The organism is Nonomuraea sp. NPDC050540, assembly GCF_044457485.1.
Lineage (GTDB): Bacteria > Actinomycetota > Actinomycetes > Streptosporangiales > Streptosporangiaceae > Nonomuraea.
On the sequence record NZ_JBITHA010000020.1, the window covers coordinates 117,756 to 136,399 of the forward strand.

At 71.1% G+C, this 18,644-nt stretch carries 12 protein-coding genes; 4 read left to right on the forward strand and 8 right to left on the reverse strand.

Annotated features, from left to right (window positions below; translation table 11 throughout):
• Both ACIBI5_RS45200 and ACIBI5_RS45205 read right to left on the reverse strand, forming a co-directional pair.
• Entirely contained in the window at positions 1–1,683 is a 1,683-nt protein-coding gene (locus ACIBI5_RS45200; protein ID WP_397256627.1) for an FAD-dependent oxidoreductase, read from the reverse strand.
• Complete coding sequence (locus ACIBI5_RS45205) at positions 1,680–3,170, reverse strand: succinic semialdehyde dehydrogenase (RefSeq protein WP_397256628.1); 1,491 nt, start codon at positions 3,168–3,170, stop codon at positions 1,680–1,682. Before ACIBI5_RS45205 ends, ACIBI5_RS45200 begins: the two co-directional genes overlap by 4 nt.
• 132 nt (positions 3,171–3,302) lie before the next feature.
• Here ACIBI5_RS45205 and ACIBI5_RS45210 point away from each other — a divergent pair, with 132 nt between their 5' ends.
• The 3 genes from ACIBI5_RS45210 to ACIBI5_RS45220 all read left to right on the forward strand — a co-directional run bounded on the left by ACIBI5_RS45210 (position 3,303) and on the right by ACIBI5_RS45220 (position 8,817).
• Positions 3,303–5,441, forward strand: a complete 2,139-nt coding sequence (locus ACIBI5_RS45210) for a protein kinase (protein ID WP_397256630.1) — start codon at positions 3,303–3,305, stop codon at positions 5,439–5,441.
• Positions 5,442–5,473: 32 nt separating this feature from the next.
• Entirely contained in the window at positions 5,474–7,567 is a 2,094-nt protein-coding gene (locus tag ACIBI5_RS45215) for a beta-propeller domain-containing protein (RefSeq protein WP_397256632.1), read from the forward strand.
• A 74-nt stretch (positions 7,568–7,641) separates the two neighbouring features.
• Positions 7,642–8,817 (forward strand): AAA family ATPase, encoded by a 1,176-nt coding sequence (locus tag ACIBI5_RS45220; RefSeq protein ID WP_397256634.1) that lies wholly within the window; start codon positions 7,642–7,644, stop codon positions 8,815–8,817.
• 42 nt (positions 8,818–8,859) lie between these two features.
• Here the strand turns inward: ACIBI5_RS45220 and ACIBI5_RS45225 are convergent, their stop codons facing one another.
• Both ACIBI5_RS45225 and ACIBI5_RS45230 read right to left on the reverse strand, forming a co-directional pair.
• Complete coding sequence (locus ACIBI5_RS45225; protein ID WP_397256636.1) at positions 8,860–11,724, reverse strand: M36 family metallopeptidase; 2,865 nt, start codon at positions 11,722–11,724, stop codon at positions 8,860–8,862.
• A gap of 143 nt (positions 11,725–11,867) precedes the next feature.
• The gene (locus ACIBI5_RS45230) at positions 11,868–13,589 is read right to left on the reverse strand and encodes a glycerol-3-phosphate dehydrogenase/oxidase (protein WP_397256638.1); all 1,722 of its coding nucleotides are present in this window, start codon (positions 13,587–13,589) and stop codon (positions 11,868–11,870) included.
• 116 nt (positions 13,590–13,705) lie between these two features.
• Between ACIBI5_RS45230 and ACIBI5_RS45235 the strand changes: the two genes are divergently transcribed.
• On the forward strand, positions 13,706–14,542 hold the full coding sequence (locus tag ACIBI5_RS45235; RefSeq protein WP_397256640.1) for an alpha/beta fold hydrolase: 837 nt from the start codon (positions 13,706–13,708) through the stop codon (positions 14,540–14,542).
• Here the strand turns inward: ACIBI5_RS45235 and ACIBI5_RS45240 are convergent.
• The 4 genes from ACIBI5_RS45240 to ACIBI5_RS45255 all read right to left on the reverse strand — a co-directional run bounded on the left by ACIBI5_RS45240 (position 14,526) and on the right by ACIBI5_RS45255 (position 18,546).
• The gene (locus ACIBI5_RS45240; protein WP_397256642.1) at positions 14,526–15,356 is read right to left on the reverse strand and encodes a ketose-bisphosphate aldolase; all 831 of its coding nucleotides are present in this window, start codon (positions 15,354–15,356) and stop codon (positions 14,526–14,528) included. The two genes, ACIBI5_RS45235 and ACIBI5_RS45240, sit on opposite strands and share 17 nt — an antisense overlap.
• Before the next feature lie 108 nt (positions 15,357–15,464).
• Positions 15,465–16,529, reverse strand: coding sequence for a 1-phosphofructokinase family hexose kinase (locus ACIBI5_RS45245; RefSeq protein WP_397256644.1), 1,065 nt, complete (start codon positions 16,527–16,529; stop codon positions 15,465–15,467).
• A complete protein-coding gene (gene nagA, locus ACIBI5_RS45250; protein WP_397256646.1) occupies positions 16,529–17,674 on the reverse strand; it encodes an N-acetylglucosamine-6-phosphate deacetylase in 1,146 nt (381 codons plus the stop codon). Before nagA ends, ACIBI5_RS45245 begins: the two co-directional genes overlap by 1 nt.
• Complete coding sequence (locus ACIBI5_RS45255) at positions 17,671–18,546, reverse strand: SIS domain-containing protein (RefSeq protein WP_397256648.1); 876 nt, start codon at positions 18,544–18,546, stop codon at positions 17,671–17,673. Before ACIBI5_RS45255 ends, nagA begins: the two co-directional genes overlap by 4 nt.
• Positions 18,547–18,644: the final 98 nt, after the last annotated feature.

The following is an 18,644-nucleotide window of genomic DNA, read 5'->3' on the forward strand; positions in this document are numbered from 1 at the left end:
TTACGACATGCCGGGCCGCCGGGATATTCCGTACAGCCGCAGCGCGGCCGGGGCGGCGGCGGGCACGACGGGGGCGCGCGGCGCGACGGGCTCCATCCGCGTGTACGGCGCGCCCAAAGGCGGCCTGGCGTCCGGCTCACCGGCGTTCGGCCAGAGCGCGATCGCCCGCTCGGCCTGGGCGGTGATGGTCAGCGACGGGTTGGCGCCCAGGTTGGCGGAGATCGCGGAGCCGTCGATCACGTGCAGCCCCTCGTGCCCGTACAGGCGGTGGTAGGCGTCGATCACGCCGTTCTCGGCCGAGGAGCCGATCGCGCAGCCGCCCAGGAAGTGCGCGGTGGCCGGGATGTCGAACAGGTCCAGCCAGGAGCCGCCGGGCAGGCCGCCGATCTCCTCGGCCGCGTGGCGTACCGCGTCGTGGCCCGCCGGAATCCACGTGGGGTTCGGCTCGCCGTGTCCCGGCGTGGCGCGCAGCCCCCAGCGGGTGCGGGTCACCGAGATCGAGTTGTCCTTGGCCTGCATGACCAGGGCGATGAGGCTCCGCTCCGACCAGCGCCGCAGGTTGAGCAGGCGCAGCGCCCTGAGCGGCTGCGCGGCCAGCTCGCGGCCGAAGACCCGCCACCGGTTCTGGCCGCCGTCCACGAGCAGCGTGCGCAGCAGGCCCATGGCGTTGGAGCCGTTGCCGTAGCGCACCGGCTCGATGTGCGTCTCGGCGTCGGGGTGGATCGAGGAGGTGATGGCCACGCCGCCGTTGAGCTTCTCGCCGTGCACGGCCAGGCGTTCGAAGCCGAGCAGCGCCTCTGAGTTCGTCCTGGTCAGGACGCCGAGCCGGGCGGAGATCCGGGGCAGCGCGCCGTTGGCGCGCAGCTTGTGAAGCAGCCGCTGGGTGCCGTAGGTGCCGGCCGCGAAGATCACCTGCCGGGCGGTGAAGGTACGGCGGAGCCGTACCGAACCCGTCTTGCGGACCTCCACCACGTAACCGCCGGAAGGGCGCGGACGGACGGAGGTGACCGTGCACTCGGGGTAGACGCGGGCCCCGGCCTTCTCGGCGAGGTGGAGGTAGTTCTCGGTGAGCATGTTCTTGGCGCCGTGGCGGCAGCCGGTCATGCACTCGCCGCACTCCACGCAGCCGTTGCGCGTGGGTCCGGCGCCGCCGAAGTAGGGGTCGACGCCGTCCTCGCCGAAGTAGACGCCGACGGGGGCGAGGCGGAAGGTGTCGGCCACGCCCATCCGGGCGGCGACCTTCTTCATGATCTCGTCGGCGCGGGTCGTGGTCGGGTTGACGACGACGCCGAGCATCCGCTTGGCCTGGTCGTAGTGGGGCGCGAGCTCGGCCTTCCAGTCGGTGATGCCCGCCCACTGCGCGTCGGCGAAGAAGGGGTCGAGCGGCTCGTAGAGGGTGTTGGCGTAGACCAGCGAACCGCCGCCCACCCCCGCCCCGGCCAGCACCATCACGCGGTCGCCCCGGTCGCCGCCGAGTACGTGGATGCGCTGGATGCCCTTGAGCCCGAGCCACGGCGCCCACAGGAAGTCGCGTACCCGCCAGGAGGTCTTGGGCAGCGTGGCGGCGGTGAAGCGGCGGCCCGCCTCCAGCACACCGACCGTGTAGCCCTTCTCGGTCAGCCGCAGCGCCGAGACGCTGCCGCCGAAGCCGGAGCCGATGACCAGGACGTCGAAGTCGCTCATGTGAGCCGCAGCCTCCGCATGGTCTTGAGCGCGGTGGCCATGAACTCGGCCCAGGTGTCGTTGCCGAGGCCGAAGGGCGCCTCGAAGCCCAGCAGCGTGCTCTGGGAGGCCACGGTCTGCGCCTCGGTGTAGCGCAGCAGGCCCTCGGCGCCGTGCCTGCGGCCGAGGCCTGAGGACTTCATGCCGCCCATGGGCGCGTCGTAGGAGGCGTACGCGGAGGCGTAGCCCTCGTTGATGTTGACCGTGCCGGCCTTCAGCCGGGTGGCGACCGATCGGCCCCTGGCCAGGTCGCGGGTCCAGACGGAGGCGTTGAGCCCGTAGACGGTGTCGTTGGCCAGGGCCACGGCGTGCTCGTCACTCGTGAACGGGTAGAGGGCGACGACGGGGCCGAAGGTCTCGTTGGCGCACAGCTCCATCTTCTCGGTGACGCCGGTGAGGATGGTCGGCTCGTAGAAGAACGGGCCCAGGTCGGGCCGGGCCCTGCCGCCGGCCAGGAGGGTCGCGCCCTTGACGATCGCGTCGTCCACGTGGGCGCTGACCGTGTCGAGCTGGCGGCGGGAGGTGAGCGAGCCCATCTGGACCGACCAGTCGAAACCGGCGCCGAGCTTGAGGTTCTTGGTCTGCTTGGCGAAGCGCGGGGCGAAGTCGTCGAAGCGCGACTCGTGCACGTAGAGGCGTTCGATCGACAGGCAGAGCTGTCCGGCGTTGGTGAAGCAGGCGCGGACCGCGCCGTGCGCTGCCACGTCGAGGTCGGCGTCGTCGAGCACGATCATGGGGTTCTTGCCGCCGAGCTCCAGTGAGCAGCCGATGAGCCGCTTGGCCGCCTCTTCGGCGATCTTGCGGCCGCCGCGCGTGGAGCCGGTGAACGCCACGTAGTCGGCGCCGTCGAGCAGTGCGTCGCCGATGTCGGCCGGCTCGCCGAGCACGACCTGCCAGATCTCGCGCGGCAGGCCGAGCTCGGCCAGCAGGTCGACGGTCCACAACGTGGACAGCGCGGTCTGGGTGTCGGGCTTGTGGACGAGCGCGTTGCCGGCCAGCAGCGCGGGTACGGCGTCGGTCACGCCCAGCGAGAGCGGGTAGTTCCACGGGGTGATCAGGGCGACGACGCCCTTGGGCTGGCGCAGCTCGGTGACCTGGGTGGCCACGGGGAAGATGCCCTTGCGGCTCTTGGGCGCGAGCAGGCGGGCGGCGCGGCGGGCGTAGTGCAGCGCGCAGCCGGCCACGTCGAGCACCTCCTCGAACGCGTGCTTCCTGGCCTTGCCCGTCTCGTTCTGGACGATGTCGAGGATCTCGTCGCGGCGGTTGAGTATCTCGTCGTGCAGGCGCAGGAACGGGCGGGCGCGCTCGGCGACCGGCAGGGCGGCCCACGCCATCTGAGCCTGCCTCGCCTTCTCGTAGGCGGCGCGTACGTGGTCGCCGTCGGAGATGGGAAGTTCGGCGATCTGCTCGCCGGTGAAGGGGGCGGTGATCTGCCGGGTCACATGCATGACCGAATGATATTCCGGATAGCTACTGGCCGGTAGTTTTGTCGTCCATCCCTATATGAGGCCAGAATTCGAATCATGCCGTCTTTCTCGCCGCTCAGACCAGGGGACCCAGAAGGGTTGGGACCGTACCGGTTGCTGGGCCGGTTGGGCGAGGGCGGGCAGGGTGTCGTCTACCTCGCCAACGACCCGGCCGGCAACCACGTCGCCGTCAAGTGGTTACGCTCCGAGCTGGCCGGCGACTCCGTCAGCATCGAGCGGTTCATGCGCGAGGTGCAGGTCGCCGAGCAGGTCGCGCCCTTCTGCACCGCCACCGTCCTGGCCAAGGGCGTCGAGAACGAGCGGCCCTACATCGTCAGCGAGTTCATCGACGGACCATCGCTGCACCGGATCGTCCAGGAGCAGGGGCCGCACGCCGGATCGGCGCTGCACCGCCTGGCCATCGGCACCGCCACCGCGCTGGCCGCCATCCACCAGGCCGGGATCGTCCACCGCGACTTCAAGCCGGCCAACGTCATCATCGGCTCGGACGGGCCGCGGGTGATCGACTTCGGCATCGCCCGCGCGCTGAACGCCACCTCGACCCTGACCAGCATGGCGGTGGGGACACCGTCGTACATGCCGCCCGAGCAGTTCATGGGGCAGCCCGTCGGGCCATCCGCCGACCTGTTCGCGTGGGGCGCGACGATGGTCTACGCCGCCACGGGACGGCCGCCGTTCGGCAACGACACGATGCCGGCGGTCATCAACCGGGTGCTCAACCAGCCGCCCGACCTCGGGGCGCTGGACGGGGCGCTGCGCGAGGTGGTGGGCGCCTGCCTGCAGAAGGACCCCGCGCTGCGGCCCGCCGCCGAGCAGGTCATGATGCGGCTGCTGCAGCATCCGGTGCCGTCGGCCGGGGGCATGCTGGCGCAGGGCGCGGCGGCGGCGACCATCCATCCCCAGCCGACGCCCTACCCGACGGGTCCGGGAAGCCAGGGGCCTTTCGCCACCGGGCCGGGCAATCCCGGACAGAGCTGGGCGGCGCCGAGCCAGTCGGCACCGGGCCAGGCCGCCCAGAACATGGGCGCCCACAGCACGGGCGGGCAAGGCATGGGCGCCCACAGCATGAGCGGCCACGGCATGAGCGGCCAGGGCATGGGCGGCCAGGGCATGGGCGGGCCGCCACACTGGGGGGCGGCGCCGACCAACCAGTCCGGGCGGAAGCGGCGGGCGCCGCTGCTCATCGGGATCTCGATCGGCGTGGCGCTCCTGCTCCTGGGGGGCGTGGCGCTGGCCGTACCGTGGAGTCAGGGCGGGACGACCGCGTCCTCGTCGTCACCGAAGCCGAGCGCCAAGAAGCGCACGAGCACCAAGCCCACACCCACCGCCGAGATCAAGCGGACGAAACTGCCCGGCGCCGGCCTCTACCTGTACGAGAGCACCACCGACCCGATCACGCTGACCTCCTACGAGATCTACGACAAGGGCGACAAGAACTGGGTCGACTACGCCAGGGACGGCCTCGACGGCGGATTCGAGCGCTACGGCGACAACGAGGAGACCCTGCTGTCCCCCGACGGCACGATGATGGCCAGCAGGGGCCAGAACTACACCTCCGACGGCTACGACTACATCGTGATCACCGACCGGGCCGGCGGCGGCAGGACCACGGTCAAGACCGTGCGCCGCCCCGAGATCAGCAGCATCGCCAGCTGGTCGAAGGACAGCAAGCGGATCCTGCTCAACCTCGAGAAGAAGATCGGCGGCAACTGGATCTACCTCGGCTTCGCGATCGTCGACGTCGCGACTGGCAAGGCCCGCCTGAGCAAGGTCAGCGACGCGCAGGTTCGCGAGTCCGGCTACGGATGGGACGCCCAGGAGAAGGGCGTGATCGCCGTCTACGGCAAGGACGCCGGGCTGCGCTTCTTCGGCCCCTCGGGCAAGGCCGTGCGCGACTTCGCCGAGGTGGGCGAGCTGCCTTCGGGCACGCAGGACGTCTTCTCCCCCGACGGCAGCATGTTCGTCACCAACTGTCCGGGCGGCGACGACGGCGACCACTGCCTGTGGAACGCGGACACCGGCAAACAGGTACGCAAGTTCACCTCGGCCTGCGACAAGGTGCTCGGCTGGCACGACAACACGAACCTGTTCTGCTGGGAGCAGGACGACGCGCCGCGCGACGAGATCCAGGTGGTCGGCTTCGACGGCAAACTCAGCCGCAAGCTGCTGGACGTCTCCGACGACGTGGAGTTCAGCCCGAGCTTCACCATCAATCCGACACGAGGCTCCTGAACCGCTTCGCCCGGCTATCCGTCATGGAGGACATGAAGACGCTGATCCGCACGGCACTGACCGTCGCCGCCCTGGCGACGGCCGCCGCCGCCTGCACCTCCACCGCCCAGACGCCGGAGCCGGCGCCCCTGGATCTGAGCAAGGACGTGCGCCTGGTCGCCTACTCCAGCTGCGACGACATGCTCGCCGGGCTGCGCCAGAAGGCGGCGGAGAACGTCGGCCCGTGGGGGTTCGGCCCGGGGATCCAGCCGTTCGGCGCGCGCGAGATGGTGCAGTCGGACACCGCCATGACGGCGAAGGCCACGCCCGAGCACTCCACGACGAACGTGCACGAGGCCGGTGTGGACGAGCCCGACCTGGTCAAGACCGACGGCAACCGCGTCTTCACGGTCACGAACGGCAGGCTGCGCGTGATCGACACCGCGACCAAGAAGGTGACCGCCGAGCTCGAACTGGTCAAGCAGGACCAGCCGGGCGGCTTCATGAGCGGCGACCTGCTCATCTCGGGCGACCGCGTGCTGGTGATCTACCGCGGCGGCATGGCGATGCTGGAGAAGAGCTTCGCCCCGCAGATGCAGACCGCCTACATCCTGGTCGACCTGTCCGGCAAGCCCAAGGTGCTCAGCACCGTACGCCCGCAGGGTGAGCACGTGGACGCCCGCATGGTCGGCTCGACGGTCCGCATCGTGACCCGCAGCCAGCCGGACATCAAGTTCCCGCAGCCGAAGGACCGCGTCGGCGAGGAACAGCTCAAGAAGATCAACCAAGAGGTCGTCCGGCAGGCTCCCGTCGAAGCCTGGCTGCCCAAGATCGAGATCACCGACGAGAGCGGCACGGTCAAGAAGGACTCGGTGGCCTGCGAGCGGGTCAGCCACCCGGCCGACTACACCGGCACCTCGCTGCTGACCGTGCACAGCCTCGACCTGGCCCAGGGCGTGACGGCCGCCGGGACCGACCCGATCAGCCTGGCCGCCGACGGCGACACCGTCTACGGCACCGGCCAGTCGCTGTACGTGGCGAGCAACCCGCGCTGGTGGTGGCCGAGCGGGCCGGTGATGCTGGAGGACACCCCGGTCGAGCCGCCGCCCACCCCGGCCGCCACCCCGGACACCGCCTCCGCCACCCCGGACACCGCCTCGACCGCCCAGGCGCCCGCCGAGGAGCCCTCCCCGACCGAGCCCACCCCCACGGCCACCGCCACCCCGACCACCACGGCCACGCCCACCGCCACCCCGAGCGACGTGCCGCCCGTCGATCCCACCGAACCGGCCCGGCCAACCCCGGTGATCCCGCCCGAGGAGACCGAGCTCCACCGCTTCGACGTCGGCCAGGCCGGCGCGCCCAAGTACGTCTCCTCCGGCAAGGTGCCCGGCCGCCTGCTGAACCAGTACTCGCTGTCGGAGTTCGAGGGCAACCTGCGCGTGGCCACCACGCAGTCCGACCAGAAGACCAGCTCCAGCAGCGTCTACGTGCTCAAGGCCGACACCCTGGCCAGGGTCGGCGAGGTCGGCGGCCTGGGCAAGGGTGAGCGCATCTACTCGGTGCGCTTCATCGGCCCGGTCGGCTACGTGGTCACCTTCCGCCAGGTCGACCCGCTCTACACCCTGGACCTGCGCGACCCGGCCGCCCCGCGCGTCACCGGCGAGCTGAAGATCACCGGCTACTCCGCCTACCTGCACCCGGCGGGCGACGGCCGGCTCATCGGCGTCGGCCAGGAGGCCAGCGACAAGGGCCGCACGCTGGGCACACAGTTGTCGTTGTTCGACGTCAGCGACCCGGCCGGCCCGCGCCGCCTGTCGCAGATGTTCCAGAAGGACTCCGGCTCCGAGGCCGAGTGGGACCCGCACGCGTTCCTGTACTGGCCCAAGACGGGCCTGACGGTGATCCCGCTGTCCGGCTACAAGGACAACACCACCGGCGCCATGGTGATGAAGGTGGACCAGAGCGGCGTCACCAAGCTCGGCATGGTCAAGCACCCGAAGCAGACGCAGAAGGAGTACTCCTACCAGCCCGGCATCCAGCGGGCGATGGTGATCGGCGACGAGCTCTGGACCGTCTCCTACGAAGGCGTCCAGGTCAACGACGCCACCACGCTCGCCGAGAAGGCGTGGATCCCGGTGACGTAAACGGATCTGGACAGTCCCCAACTAATGGTGAAAAATCCACTGACACCGTGATGTTGGGGGTGCGGATGCCTTTCGTGGGACGAGAGCGAGAACTCGACCAGGTGTCGGCCGTTCTCGCCCGCCCACCCGCGGTCGTCCTGATCGACGGCGAGGCGGGCGTGGGCAAGACGCGCCTGCTCCACGAACTGTCCAGCCCCCTGCTGGTCGGCAACTGCCACCCCATGCGCTTCCCGTTCGGCCCGATCGTGGAGGCCCTGCGCGACGCCGAACTCCCGCCCGGCCTCAACCCGGTCACCGGGGCGTTACGCCCCCTGTTACCGGAGTTCTCCCACCTCCTGCCGCTCGACCCGCCTCCTGTCCAGGACCCGCAGGTCGAGCGGCATCGTTTGTTCCGGGCGGTGCTGTCGCTGGTCGACGCGCTCCAGCCGATCACCCTGGTCGTCGAGGACGTGCACTGGATCGATCCCGACACCCGCGAGCTGCTGGCCTTCCTCACCCGCTGCCTGCCCGCCGGGGCCAACCTCCTGCTGACCTTCCGTCCAGAGGACGCCTCCTTCCCCGTCGCCGCGTTCCGCTCGCACCTGCCGCCGCACATCCGCCACTCCCAGCTGTCCCTCGCGCCGCTGGACGCCGAGGAGACCGCGCTGCTGGCCAAACATCTGCTGCCCGATCCGCCGGATCTGTGGCCGCTGACGCTCGGGGTGCCGTTCGCGATCGAGGAACTGGCCCGCATGCTGGCCGAAGGCAAAGGCTCCGGGACACCGCCGGCGTTGCGCGACGCCGTACTGCTGAAGATCGAGGCGCTGCCGGTCGCGGCGCGGCGCATCGTGCAGGCGGCCGCGGTGCTCGACGAGCCGGCGAGCGAGCGGTCGCTCGCCGCCGTCGCCGGCCTCCCGCCCGAGCAGAGCGAGCGCGGTCTCGCCGAGGCGGTACGGCGGGGCCTGCTCCACCAGCCGGTCCCCGGCCGGTACGGCCTGCGCCAGCCCCTGGCCAGGCAGGCGGTCTACGACTCGATCACCCCCGGTATCCGGCGCAGGCTGCACCGCAGGGTCGAGGCGCCGGCCGAGACGAAGGGCGCCGTGTCGCCGCGCGAGGAGCAGGTGATCGGCCTGGCCGCCCAAGGGCTGACCAACCGGGAGATCGCCGAGAGCCTCTTCCTGTCGCCCAGGACCGTCGAGGTGCACGTGGCCAACGCGCTGCGCAAACTCGGCCTGACCTCCCGCAGGCAACTGCCGGGAAGCAGCGGCTAGCCCCGCCGCATGGCGTGCGGCGGGGCTGCGGTCATGCCTTTCCTAGTGTGTGAACGCCTGCAGCTCGGCGGCCCTGATGTGGCCGGCCAGCGGGCTGGCGGTGGTGCAGTCGGTGGCGGAGTTGGGGTCCTGGTCCTGCTCACCGGCGTAGACCGGGTTGCCGGTGCACTGGCTGGACACCGTACGCAGGATGAGGTGGGTGGCCTTCGACGACCGCACCCGGAACGACTCGATCAGCAGGTCGGCGCCGCGCGGGCGGGGCCTGGCCGTCTGGAACGCGTCGGACGGGCTGGTGTAGACCTTGCGGAAGCTCGCCGGGTTGGCGCAGTCGGCCCCGGTGGAGGCGTCGCAGGCCAGGATCTCGAACGAGCGCAGCGCCGAGAAGCGGTTCTGGCCGCCCGGGTCGGCCGGGTCGCCGATGTTCGGCCGGAGCATGGCGCTGACCTGGACCCGGCCCACGCGCACCGGCGCGGTCCCGGCCAGGTCGACGATGACGTTCTTGCCGGCCACGGGGCCGGTCAGCGAGGCCCAGTTCGTGGCCTCCGTCTCGTCGATGAGCTTGGCCTGGTTGACGCCGTCGCCGGAAGCCGTCGCGCCCGCCGCGGCGGAGGCGTGGTTACGGCTCAGCGACAACGGCAGCGGCAGCTTCACACCGGGCGGCACCGGCAGCGAGAAGCGCGTGTGGCCGAAGCCCGGCGCGACCGCCACGAAGTCGTACTTGCCGGGCACGATCTGGAAGGTCTCGTCGATCGCGGTGGCCGGGTCGGTGTCGGCCACCGGAACCACGCGGCCCTCGTAGTCGCCCACGTACAGGCGGACCGCCGCGTCCTTCGCCTCGCCGACCGGCTTCAGCGTGAACGTGGCGTTCTTGGCGTGCGGGGAGACGAAGCTGGGCACCGGGTCGGGGTCGGCGGTGCCGTTGCTGGTGGCGCCGTCACCGAGGCCGTGCTCGGCGAAGGCGTTCCACATGATGTCCTGGTTCTTGCCGTCGAAGCGCAGCCGGTCGGCGGCCAGCATCGCGTCGCGCATGTCAACGTAGCTGAGCGTGCCGACGGCCGTGAGCAGGAACGCGTCGAAGTGGAGCTGGATCCAGCGGCGGTTGCCCGGGCACTTGTCGATGGCCCTGCGGCCTTCGGCGCAGTCGCGCTGGACGCGGGTGGAGGCGTCGCCGTACCTCTTGAGGAAGGCCTTGCGGACGTCGAACTGGGTCGAGGACCAGATCTCGCCGTCGGCGTGCACCTGCTGGCCGACCAGGTCGTAGGCGATGTTGCTGTAGTTCAGGTCCGACTTGGACATGTCGTAGTTGCGGATGCCGCGCTCGGCGTCGCCGGTGGCGTAACCGCCGGTGACGTACGGGGTGTTGCCGCGCGGGCGGAAGCCGTTCTCGTAGAGGTACTCCATCGCGAACAGGTCGGACATGCTCTCGCCCATCGCGCCGGCCTGCGCGCCGCTGAGGCCGGCGTTGGGGCCGGCGACCATGCGGTTGGAGATGGCGTGCGTGTACTCGTGCCCGATGACCGACATGTCGTAGTCACCGTCGACACACGGCGAGTAGAAGGAGCCGGCGATCGGCTGCCACATGTACATGTTCGTGATCGGCGCGACCCCGTCGGGACCGGTGATCTGGTTGGCGTTGTCGCGTACGCTCAGGACCTTCGCGCCCGCCTGGGCGTTGCCCTGCTCGGGGTCGCCGCCGAGGCCGCCGCGGTCGCCGTTGCTGACCTGCATGTTCCACGCGGTCTCGGTGAAGCCGAGCCGGTAGGACCAGTCGTGCATGCGGTTGTGCATCGCGCCCAGGTTCGAGATCGCCGACTCGAGGTCGGCCTCGCCCGGCTGGTCGAGCACGGCCGGGTTGCACGACGCCTTGTACCAGGCGTTCGTCCACGGGTAGACGTACTTGCGGCTCGGCGTCAGAACGTTGCTGCGGGTGCCGACCGTGAACGGGTCGCCGCTGGCGCGGTTCTCGAACGTGCGGGCCGCGTTGCCGAGGCTGGTGTTCGTGGGCGTGTCCGTCGCGTGGTCCACGTCCCACGCCTTGCCGGTGGCCGGGTCGCCGCCGACCACGAGGGCGCAGCCGGGACCGGGAGTGGAGCACCAGCGCTGCCGGTTGTCGGTCGAGGAGTAGTCGGCCGGCGGGTTGGCCGGGAACACCGACCACTCCGGGTCAAACTGGTCGGCCAGGCTCTCGCGCAGCAGGATCGCGCCACTGACGGCATCGACGTGGGTCGTGTAACCGACGTCCTTGCCGATGAGCACGACCTGGAACGCCCGGTGCACGCTCTCACCCGCGGGCACCGCCACCGCGGTGACCTGCTTGGTCGTCGCCGAGGCCACGTCGATCTCGGCGTCCTGGGCGGCGATCTCCAGCGCCCGCTGCTCGGTGATCACGGCCGCGGGAGGCGTGGCCGTGGAGCGTGACAGCGAGGAGGAGGCGTAGACGGCCTTGCCGCCCTGGACGCCGACCACGACCATCCCGTCCGCTCCGGCGGGCAGGTCGCCGAACTTCTGCCGCAGCAGTACGGCGAAGCCCGAGCCGATGGGATTGACCGCCACCTTCTCCAGCGAACCCAGAGCCTCACCGAAGAGCTGCGGGTTGGCCGCCAGATAGGCGCGCGCCGCCTGCTCCGGATCGGATGAGAGCCCCTCGGCCAGCGGCGTGTCGGCCGTGACCACGGAAGCGGTGCCGAGAGCGTTCCAGCGGACGGTCTCCTTGCCGCTTCTCCTGGCCTGGGCGGGCGGGCTGACCTCGCCCTTCCTGTTGTCGATGTCCGGCTTGCCGTGGTCGTCGCCGTGTACGGCGGGCGTCGCCGGCGGGGCCTGCTGGGCCTGTTCACCGGAGGCGACGCCCGCGCCGGATAAGGCGAGGGCGCCGGCGAGTAAGGCGAGTACCGGGATGCGTCGTCGCATGAAGGTCCTCCTGATCGGGATCAACAGCCAACATCGATCACGATCAGGGGCGACGCCTATACGTAGGACCTACGTAATGCGAATACTTACTCATCCACCACGCCGACGGCAGGCGGACGCCGCCAGCCGCTGGGACGGTTCGCTCATGACCGTTCCGGGACCGGGACGATCTCCGGCGCGCCCAGCCGGATGGCGTCGGCCGCCTGGTCGGAGTCCTGCTCCTGCGACAGGCGCTCGGCCTCGACCCGCTTGGTGTAGTACTCCACCTCGCGCTTGACCTGCTCGTCGTCCCAGCCGAGCGGCCCGGCCAGCAGTTCCGCGGCCTCGTGCGCGACGGCCAGGCCGCGATGGAAGGTCTCGATCGAGATATGGGTACGCCTGGTCAGCACGTCATTGAGGTGTCTGGCGCCCTCGTGGGTGGCGGCGTAGACGATCTCGGCGCGCAGGTAGTCGTCGGCGCCGTTGAGCGGGCCGCCCAGCGACGGGTCGTCCTCGATCAGGGCCAGGACCTCGTGGATGAGCGAGCCGTACCGCTGGAGAAGGTGTTCGATCCTGGCCACGTGCAGGCCGGATTCGGCGGCCAGGCGCTGACGGCCGTTCCACAGCGCCTGGTAGCCCTCGGCGCCCACGAGCGGGATGCGGTCGGTGCACGAGCGCGGCACCCGCTGGTCGAGGCCGTGCGCCACGGCGTCGACGGCGTCCTTGGCCATCACCCGGTACGTCGTGTACTTGCCCCCGGCGATCATCACCAGTCCGGGCACCGGGTGGGCGACGACGTGCTCGCGCGACAGCTTGGAGGTCTCCTCCGACTCGCCCGACAGCAGCGGGCGCAGCCCCGCGTACACGCCCTCCACGTCGTCGCGCGTCAGCGGCACCGACAGCACCGCGTTGACGTGGTCGAGCAGGTAGTCGATGTCCACGCGGGAGGCGGCCGGGTGGGCCTTGTCGAGCGTCCACTGGGTGTCGGTGGTGCCGATGATCCAGTGGCGGCCCCACGGGATGACGAAGAGCACCGACTTCTCCGTGCGCAGGATGATGCCGGTGCGCGAGTGGATGCGATCCCTGGGGACGACCAGATGGATGCCCTTGGAGGCGCGTACGTGGATCTGGCCGCGGCCGCCGACGAGCTCCTGGATATCGTCGGTCCAGACGCCGGTGGCGTTGACCACCTGCTGGGCGCGCACGTCCAGCTCGGCCCCGCTCTCCAGGTCGCGTACCCGGACCCCGGTGACGCGCTCGCCCTCACGCAGGAAGCCGACCACCTGGGCGCGCTGGGCCACGTGCGCGCCGTAGGAGGCGGCCGTGCGCAGCAGCGTCATCACGTAGCGCGCGTCGTCGACCTGCGCGTCCCAGTACTGCACGGCGCCGGTGAACGAGGTCTTCTTCAGCGCCGGCGCCAGGCGCAGCGCGCGGCTGCGCGACAGGTGCCGGTGGCCCGGTACGCCTCTGTTCTGGCCGGAGGCGAGGCCGAGCGTGTCGTACAGGGCCACGCCCGCGCCCACGTAGGGCCGTTCCCACCCGAAATGCGTCATCGGGAACAGGAACGGCACCGGCCGTACCAGGTGCGGCGCGATCCGCTGCAGCAGCAGCGCCCGCTCCTGCAGCGCCTCGCGGACCAGTTCGAAGTTGAGTTGCTCCAGGTAGCGAAGGCCGCCGTGGATCAGCTTCGACGAGCGCGAGGAGGTGCCGGAGGCGAAGTCCCTGGCCTCCACCACGCCGACCCGCAGCCCGCGCGTGATCGCGTCGAGCGCCACGCCGGCGCCCACGACACCGCCGCCGACCACGACGAGATCGAGCTCTCGCTCCGCCATGGCCGCAAGCGCCGCCGTCCGGTCGTCCGGCCCGAGTGCGCCCTTACCCGACATCTGTCCCCCTGCCGCTCGTCCTGGCCGTCGGCTCTCCCTCCGACCCTATTCCCCCCTTCTCCCTGCTTTACGGCGCCGCCTCGTTTCGTGACCTGGTTCCTCCAGGCTTGTCGGCCATGACCACCACCACCTTCACCGCCGACGACGGAACCACCCTGGCCTGCCACGAGCTCGGCCGGGGCGAGCCGCTGGTCTGCCTGCCGGGCGGGCCCATGTCCGCCTCCGGCTACCTCGGCGACCTGGGCGGGCTGTCGGAGGAGCGGCGCCTGGTCATGCTCGATCCGCGCGGCACGGGCGGCTCTGCCGTACCGGAGGACACCTCCACCTACCGTTGCGACCGGCTCGTTCCCGACGTGGAGGCCCTGCGCCGCCACCTCGGTCTGGAACGGCTCGACCTGCTCGCGCACTCCGCCGGCGCCAACCTCGCCGTCCTCTACACCGCCCGCCATCCCGAGCGTGTCCGGTCGCTGACGCTGGTCACACCCAGCGTGTTCGCCGTCGGCCTGATGCCGTCGGGGGCGCGGCGGCGCGAGTTCGCCCTGCTCAGGAAGGACGAGCCCTGGTTCGCCGGCGCCTACGCCGCCCTGGTGAACATCACCGAAGGCCGCGGCGGGCCCGACGACTGGCCGGCCATCGCGCCGTTCTCCTGGGGACGCTGGGACGACGCCGCCCGTGCCCGCGTCGCCGCCGAGGACGCGCTGCGCAACGACGAGGCCGCGCGCGTCTACGGCCAGGACGCCTTCGACCCGCCGGCCACGCGGGCCGCCCTGGGCGATTTCGAGGGGCCGGTGCGCCTGCTGGCCGGCGAGTACGACATGGGAGCCATGCCCGAGGTCGTGCGGGAGATGGCCCGGTTGTTCCCGCGCGGCGTCATGGCCGTCCAGCCAGGCGCGGGGCATTTCCCCTGGCTGGACGACCCTCAGGCGTTCCTCCGGTTCATGCGGGAGTCGTGAGCACCCGCAGCAGGTGTGTCACCTCGCGGGCCACCGCCTCGCGGCCGGCCTTGAGATACTTGCGGGAGTCGACCACCTTCTCGTCGCCGGCCAGGTAGTCGCGGACCGCGCCGGTGAACGCCTTGTTGAGGTGCGTGGCTATGTTGATCTTCTTCATGCCCTGCCGTACCGCCGCGCTCAAGGTCTCGTCGGGCACGCCCGACGAGCCGTGCAGCACCAGCGGGACCGGCACCGCCGCGTGCAGCTCGGCGATCAGGCCCAGGTCGAGGACGGCGTCCTTCGTGGTCATGGCGTGCGAGCTGCCGACCGCGACGGCCAGGGCGTCCACGCCGGTGCGGGCCACGTAGTCGACCGCCTCGTGCGGCTTGGTGCGCGCGCCGGGCGCGTGCACGCCGTCCTTGCCGCCGACCTCGCCGAGCTCGGCCTCCACCCAGACACCCCTCTCATGGCAGTACGCCGCCACCTCGGCCGTGACCCGCACGTTCTCCTCGTCGGGCAGCGCCGAGGCGTCGAACATCACCGACCCGATCCCCAGCTCCACCGCCTCCTCCACCAGGTCACGCCGCGTGGCGTGGTCCAGGTGAACGGCGACGGGCACCTTGGCCAGCTCGGCCACGGCCATCGAGGCGCGGGCGATGGGCGCGAGCGCGCCGTGGTAGCGGACGCAGTTCTCGCTGATCTGCAGGACCACAGGCAGGCCCAGGGCCTCGGCGCCGGCCACGATGGCGGTGGCGTGCTCCAGCTGGATCACGTTGAACGCGCCGACGCCGGCGGGGGAGCTGGCGATGATGTCGCCGATTCCGGCGAGGGGCATGACGGGCTCCTTCAGATCGGGATGTCCCGGCGGGAACCGGGCGTTCGCTGGGTCGTGCGGGTCTGCTGGATCGGGCGGTTCTGCTGGGTTGGGGTTGGGTGAGTGGGGTTAGGAAATGTCGATCTTTGGGTGGATGTCGGTGTAGACGTTGTGGTCGAAGTCGCCTGCCACCGAGGCGGCGACCGCGGCGGCGCCGAGGGCCGCGGCTCTGCGCAGCCGTTCCGGCCAGGCCGCCGCCTCGACCAGGCCCAGCGCCAGCCCGGCCACGAGCGCGTCGCCCGCGCCCGTCGGGTTTCCCTCCACCGTGTACGGCATGCGGGCCCGGAAGTCCCCCTCCGGCGTGACGGCCAGCAGGCCGTCCTTGCCCATGGAGACGACCACCGACTCGGCGCCCCGGGAGCGCAGTGCCTGGGCGCCTTCGGCCGGAGTGCCGCCGGGTACCGCCCTGGCCAGCTCCTCGTGGTTGGGCTTGACGATCGTGGGCCGTCCGGTGGGTGCGTGGCGCAGCGGCTCACCGTCGGCGTCGACGATGGCGGGCACGCCGTGGCGGGCGGCGATCCGGGCCAGCGTGGCGTAGAAGTCGGCAGGCACACCGCCGGGCAGGCTCCCCGAGATCACGACCGCGTCGGCCGCCTTGACCCGCGTCTCATACGACATCACGAAATTTCGCAGCTCTTCGGGCGTCACCTCGGGCCCCGGCTCGTTGAACAACGCCGTCCGGCCCCCGGCGGGCGCCGCCGTACCCGAAAAACCTCCCGCACCCGTAAAACCTCCCGCACCCGAAGAACCTCCCGCACCCGGCAGATCTCCCGCACCCGACGGATCACCCCCGCCCGAGGGATCTCCCACGCTCGGCAGATCTCCCGCGCTCGACGGATCCTCAGGGTGTGCGGAGATGACCAGTGTGGTGCGGGACTCGCCCGCGATCGGGGTGAAGGCGTGCGCGAGCCCCGCGGAGTCCAGGTCGGACAGGACGGCCTGGCCGGTCGGGCCGCCCGCGAGGCCCACGGCCAGCACGTCGTGACCGAGGGCGGCCAGCACGCGGGCCACGTTGACGCCCTTGCCACCCGCCCGCCGGTGAACCGCCGAGACGCGGTTGACGCCGTCCCAGTCCACGGCCCCGACCCGGTAGGTGGTGTCCAGGGCGGCGTTGAGGGTGACAGTGACGATCATCAGGGCTCCGTGGTCCAGATTCCGCGCCGCATCACGCCCTCCACCTCAAGGTCGGAGGAGAGCACCACCAGGTCGGCGAACTTGCCCGCGGCGATCGTGCCGAGCCGGTCCGACAGTCCGAGCACGCGTGCCGGGGTCGCCGAGGTCACGCTCACCGCCTCGGGCAACGTGAGCCCGGCCATCCGCACCGCGCGCCGGAACGCGACGTCCATGGTGAGCGTGCTGCCCGCGATCGTGCCGTCGGTGGCCAGCCGGGCCTCGCCGCCGGCCACGTTGACGTCCATGGCGCCGAGCTTGTAGACGCCGTCGGACAGGCCGGTGGCCATCATCGCGTCGGTGATGAGCGCGGTACGGCCCGGCCCCGCGACGTCGAAGGCCAGCTTGATCATCGCCGGGTGCACGTGCACCCCGTCGTTGATCAGCTCGACGGTCACCCGCTCGTCCTCCAGCAGCGCGGCGATCGGCCCGGGAGCGCGGTGGCCCAGCGCGGGCATCGCGTTGTACAGGTGGGTGGCGACGCTGCCGCCAGCCTCGATCCCGGCCTGGGTCTGCTCGAACGTCGCGTCGCTGTGCCCGATGGCGGCGATCACGCCGGAGCCGACGGCCTCGCGGATGGTGTCGAGCGCACCGGGCAGTTCCGCGGCGATCGTGACCATGCGCACATGCCCGCGCCCGGCCTTCACCAGCCCGGCGAACTCCCCCGGCGACGGGTCGCGCAGCGCGGCCGGGTCGTGCGCGCCGCAGCGGTCCTTGGAGATGTAGGGACCCTCGAAGTGGATCCCGGCCAGCACCCCGTCGTCACACAGGTCGGCCAGCGAGGCGGCCGCGGCGGCGAGGCCGGCCACAGGCCCGCTGACCAGGCTCGCCACCATCGTGGTGGTGCCGTGCCTCTGGTGCAGGGCGATCGCGTCGCGCGCGGTCTCCTGGTCGCCGGTCGGGAAGGAGCCGCCCGCACCGCCGTGGTTGTGGATGTCCACGAACCCGGGCACGACGTGGCGTCCGCCAAGACTGTGACCGTCACGCGGAGCCGGGCCCTGGCCGACGTGCGTGACCCGGCCGTCCTCGATGGTCAGCCACCCGTCGTGAACCCCCTCGGGGCTCACGATGCGGGCGTCGGAGAGAGTGACGGATGCAGTGATGCTCATGAAGAAAGGATCACAGATCGCGTGAGGTGCAGGGGCTCGTCCGGGTTGAGCCCGCGGGCGAAGGCGCGCGCGACGGCCACGCGCTGGGCGCGGACGAGTTCGGCCATCGGGTCCAGCTCGGACTCGAAGAACCCGCCGCCGGTGGCCTCGACCTGCTCACGCAGTCCTTCCGGGGCGGAGCCGAGCATCCAGGTGACCCGGCCGGGTCCGGCGATGCTGATCGGGCCGTGGCGGTACTCCATGGCCGGGTACGCCTCGGTCCACGACCGGGACGCCTCGCGCATCTTCAGCGCCGCCTCCTGGGCCAGGCCCACCGACCAGCCGGAGCCGAGGAAGCTGAACTGCTCGGCCTCGATCAGTTCGTCGGGCAGCGGCGCGGCGACCGCCTCCGCCACGTCGGCGATCGCCTTCGTGAGGTCCTCGCCGAGGCTCGCGCGGAGCATGGCGAGCTGGGTGGTGGCGAAGCGGGTCTGCACGACGGACTTCTCGTCGGCGTAGTCGAGCACGATCACCTGCTCGGCGGCGCTCATGATCGGGGTGTTCGGGTCGGCGGTGATCGCCGTGGTCCTGGTGTCGCCGAGCTTGCCGAGCAGCTCCAGCACCTCGGTGGTGGTGCCGGAGCGGGTGAGGGCGAGCACGCGGTCGTAGCGGCGGCCGGTGGGCGCCTCGGAGGCGGCGAACGCGTCCGTCTCGCCCAGCCCGGCCCGCTCGCGCAGCGTGGCGTACGCCATCGCGATGAACCAGGAGGTCCCGCAGCCGACGACGGCGACGCGCTCTCCCGGCCGCGGCAGCGCGTCGACGGGAACGTTCTCGACGGCACGACGCCAGCATTCGGGCTGAGAGGCGATCTCTGCCTCGGTGTGGGTGGTCACCACTTACCTCCCCGGGGGTGATTGTTTCTGCGTTTTTTATACCAGAATGGAGCAGGAAACTGCACTGTTCGCTCTGACCTCCCTGGTTGTGCCACGCT

Coding starts and splice junctions, on each gene's coding strand:
- ACIBI5_RS45200 (WP_397256627.1), bottom strand. CDS start 1,683: ATGAGCGACTTCGACGTCCTGGTCATCGGCTCCGGCTTCGGCGGCAGC.
- ACIBI5_RS45205 (WP_397256628.1), bottom strand. CDS start 3,170: ATGCATGTGACCCGGCAGATCACCGCCCCCTTCACCGGCGAGCAGATC.
- ACIBI5_RS45215 (WP_397256632.1), top strand. CDS start 5,474: ATGAAGACGCTGATCCGCACGGCACTGACCGTCGCCGCCCTGGCGACG.
- ACIBI5_RS45225 (WP_397256636.1), bottom strand. CDS start 11,724: ATGCGACGACGCATCCCGGTACTCGCCTTACTCGCCGGCGCCCTCGCC.
- ACIBI5_RS45230 (WP_397256638.1), bottom strand. CDS start 13,589: ATGTCGGGTAAGGGCGCACTCGGGCCGGACGACCGGACGGCGGCGCTT.
- ACIBI5_RS45235 (WP_397256640.1), top strand. CDS start 13,706: ATGACCACCACCACCTTCACCGCCGACGACGGAACCACCCTGGCCTGC.
- ACIBI5_RS45240 (WP_397256642.1), bottom strand. CDS start 15,356: ATGCCCCTCGCCGGAATCGGCGACATCATCGCCAGCTCCCCCGCCGGC.
- ACIBI5_RS45245 (WP_397256644.1), bottom strand. CDS start 16,529: ATGATCGTCACTGTCACCCTCAACGCCGCCCTGGACACCACCTACCGG.
- nagA (WP_397256646.1), bottom strand. CDS start 17,674: ATGAGCATCACTGCATCCGTCACTCTCTCCGACGCCCGCATCGTGAGC.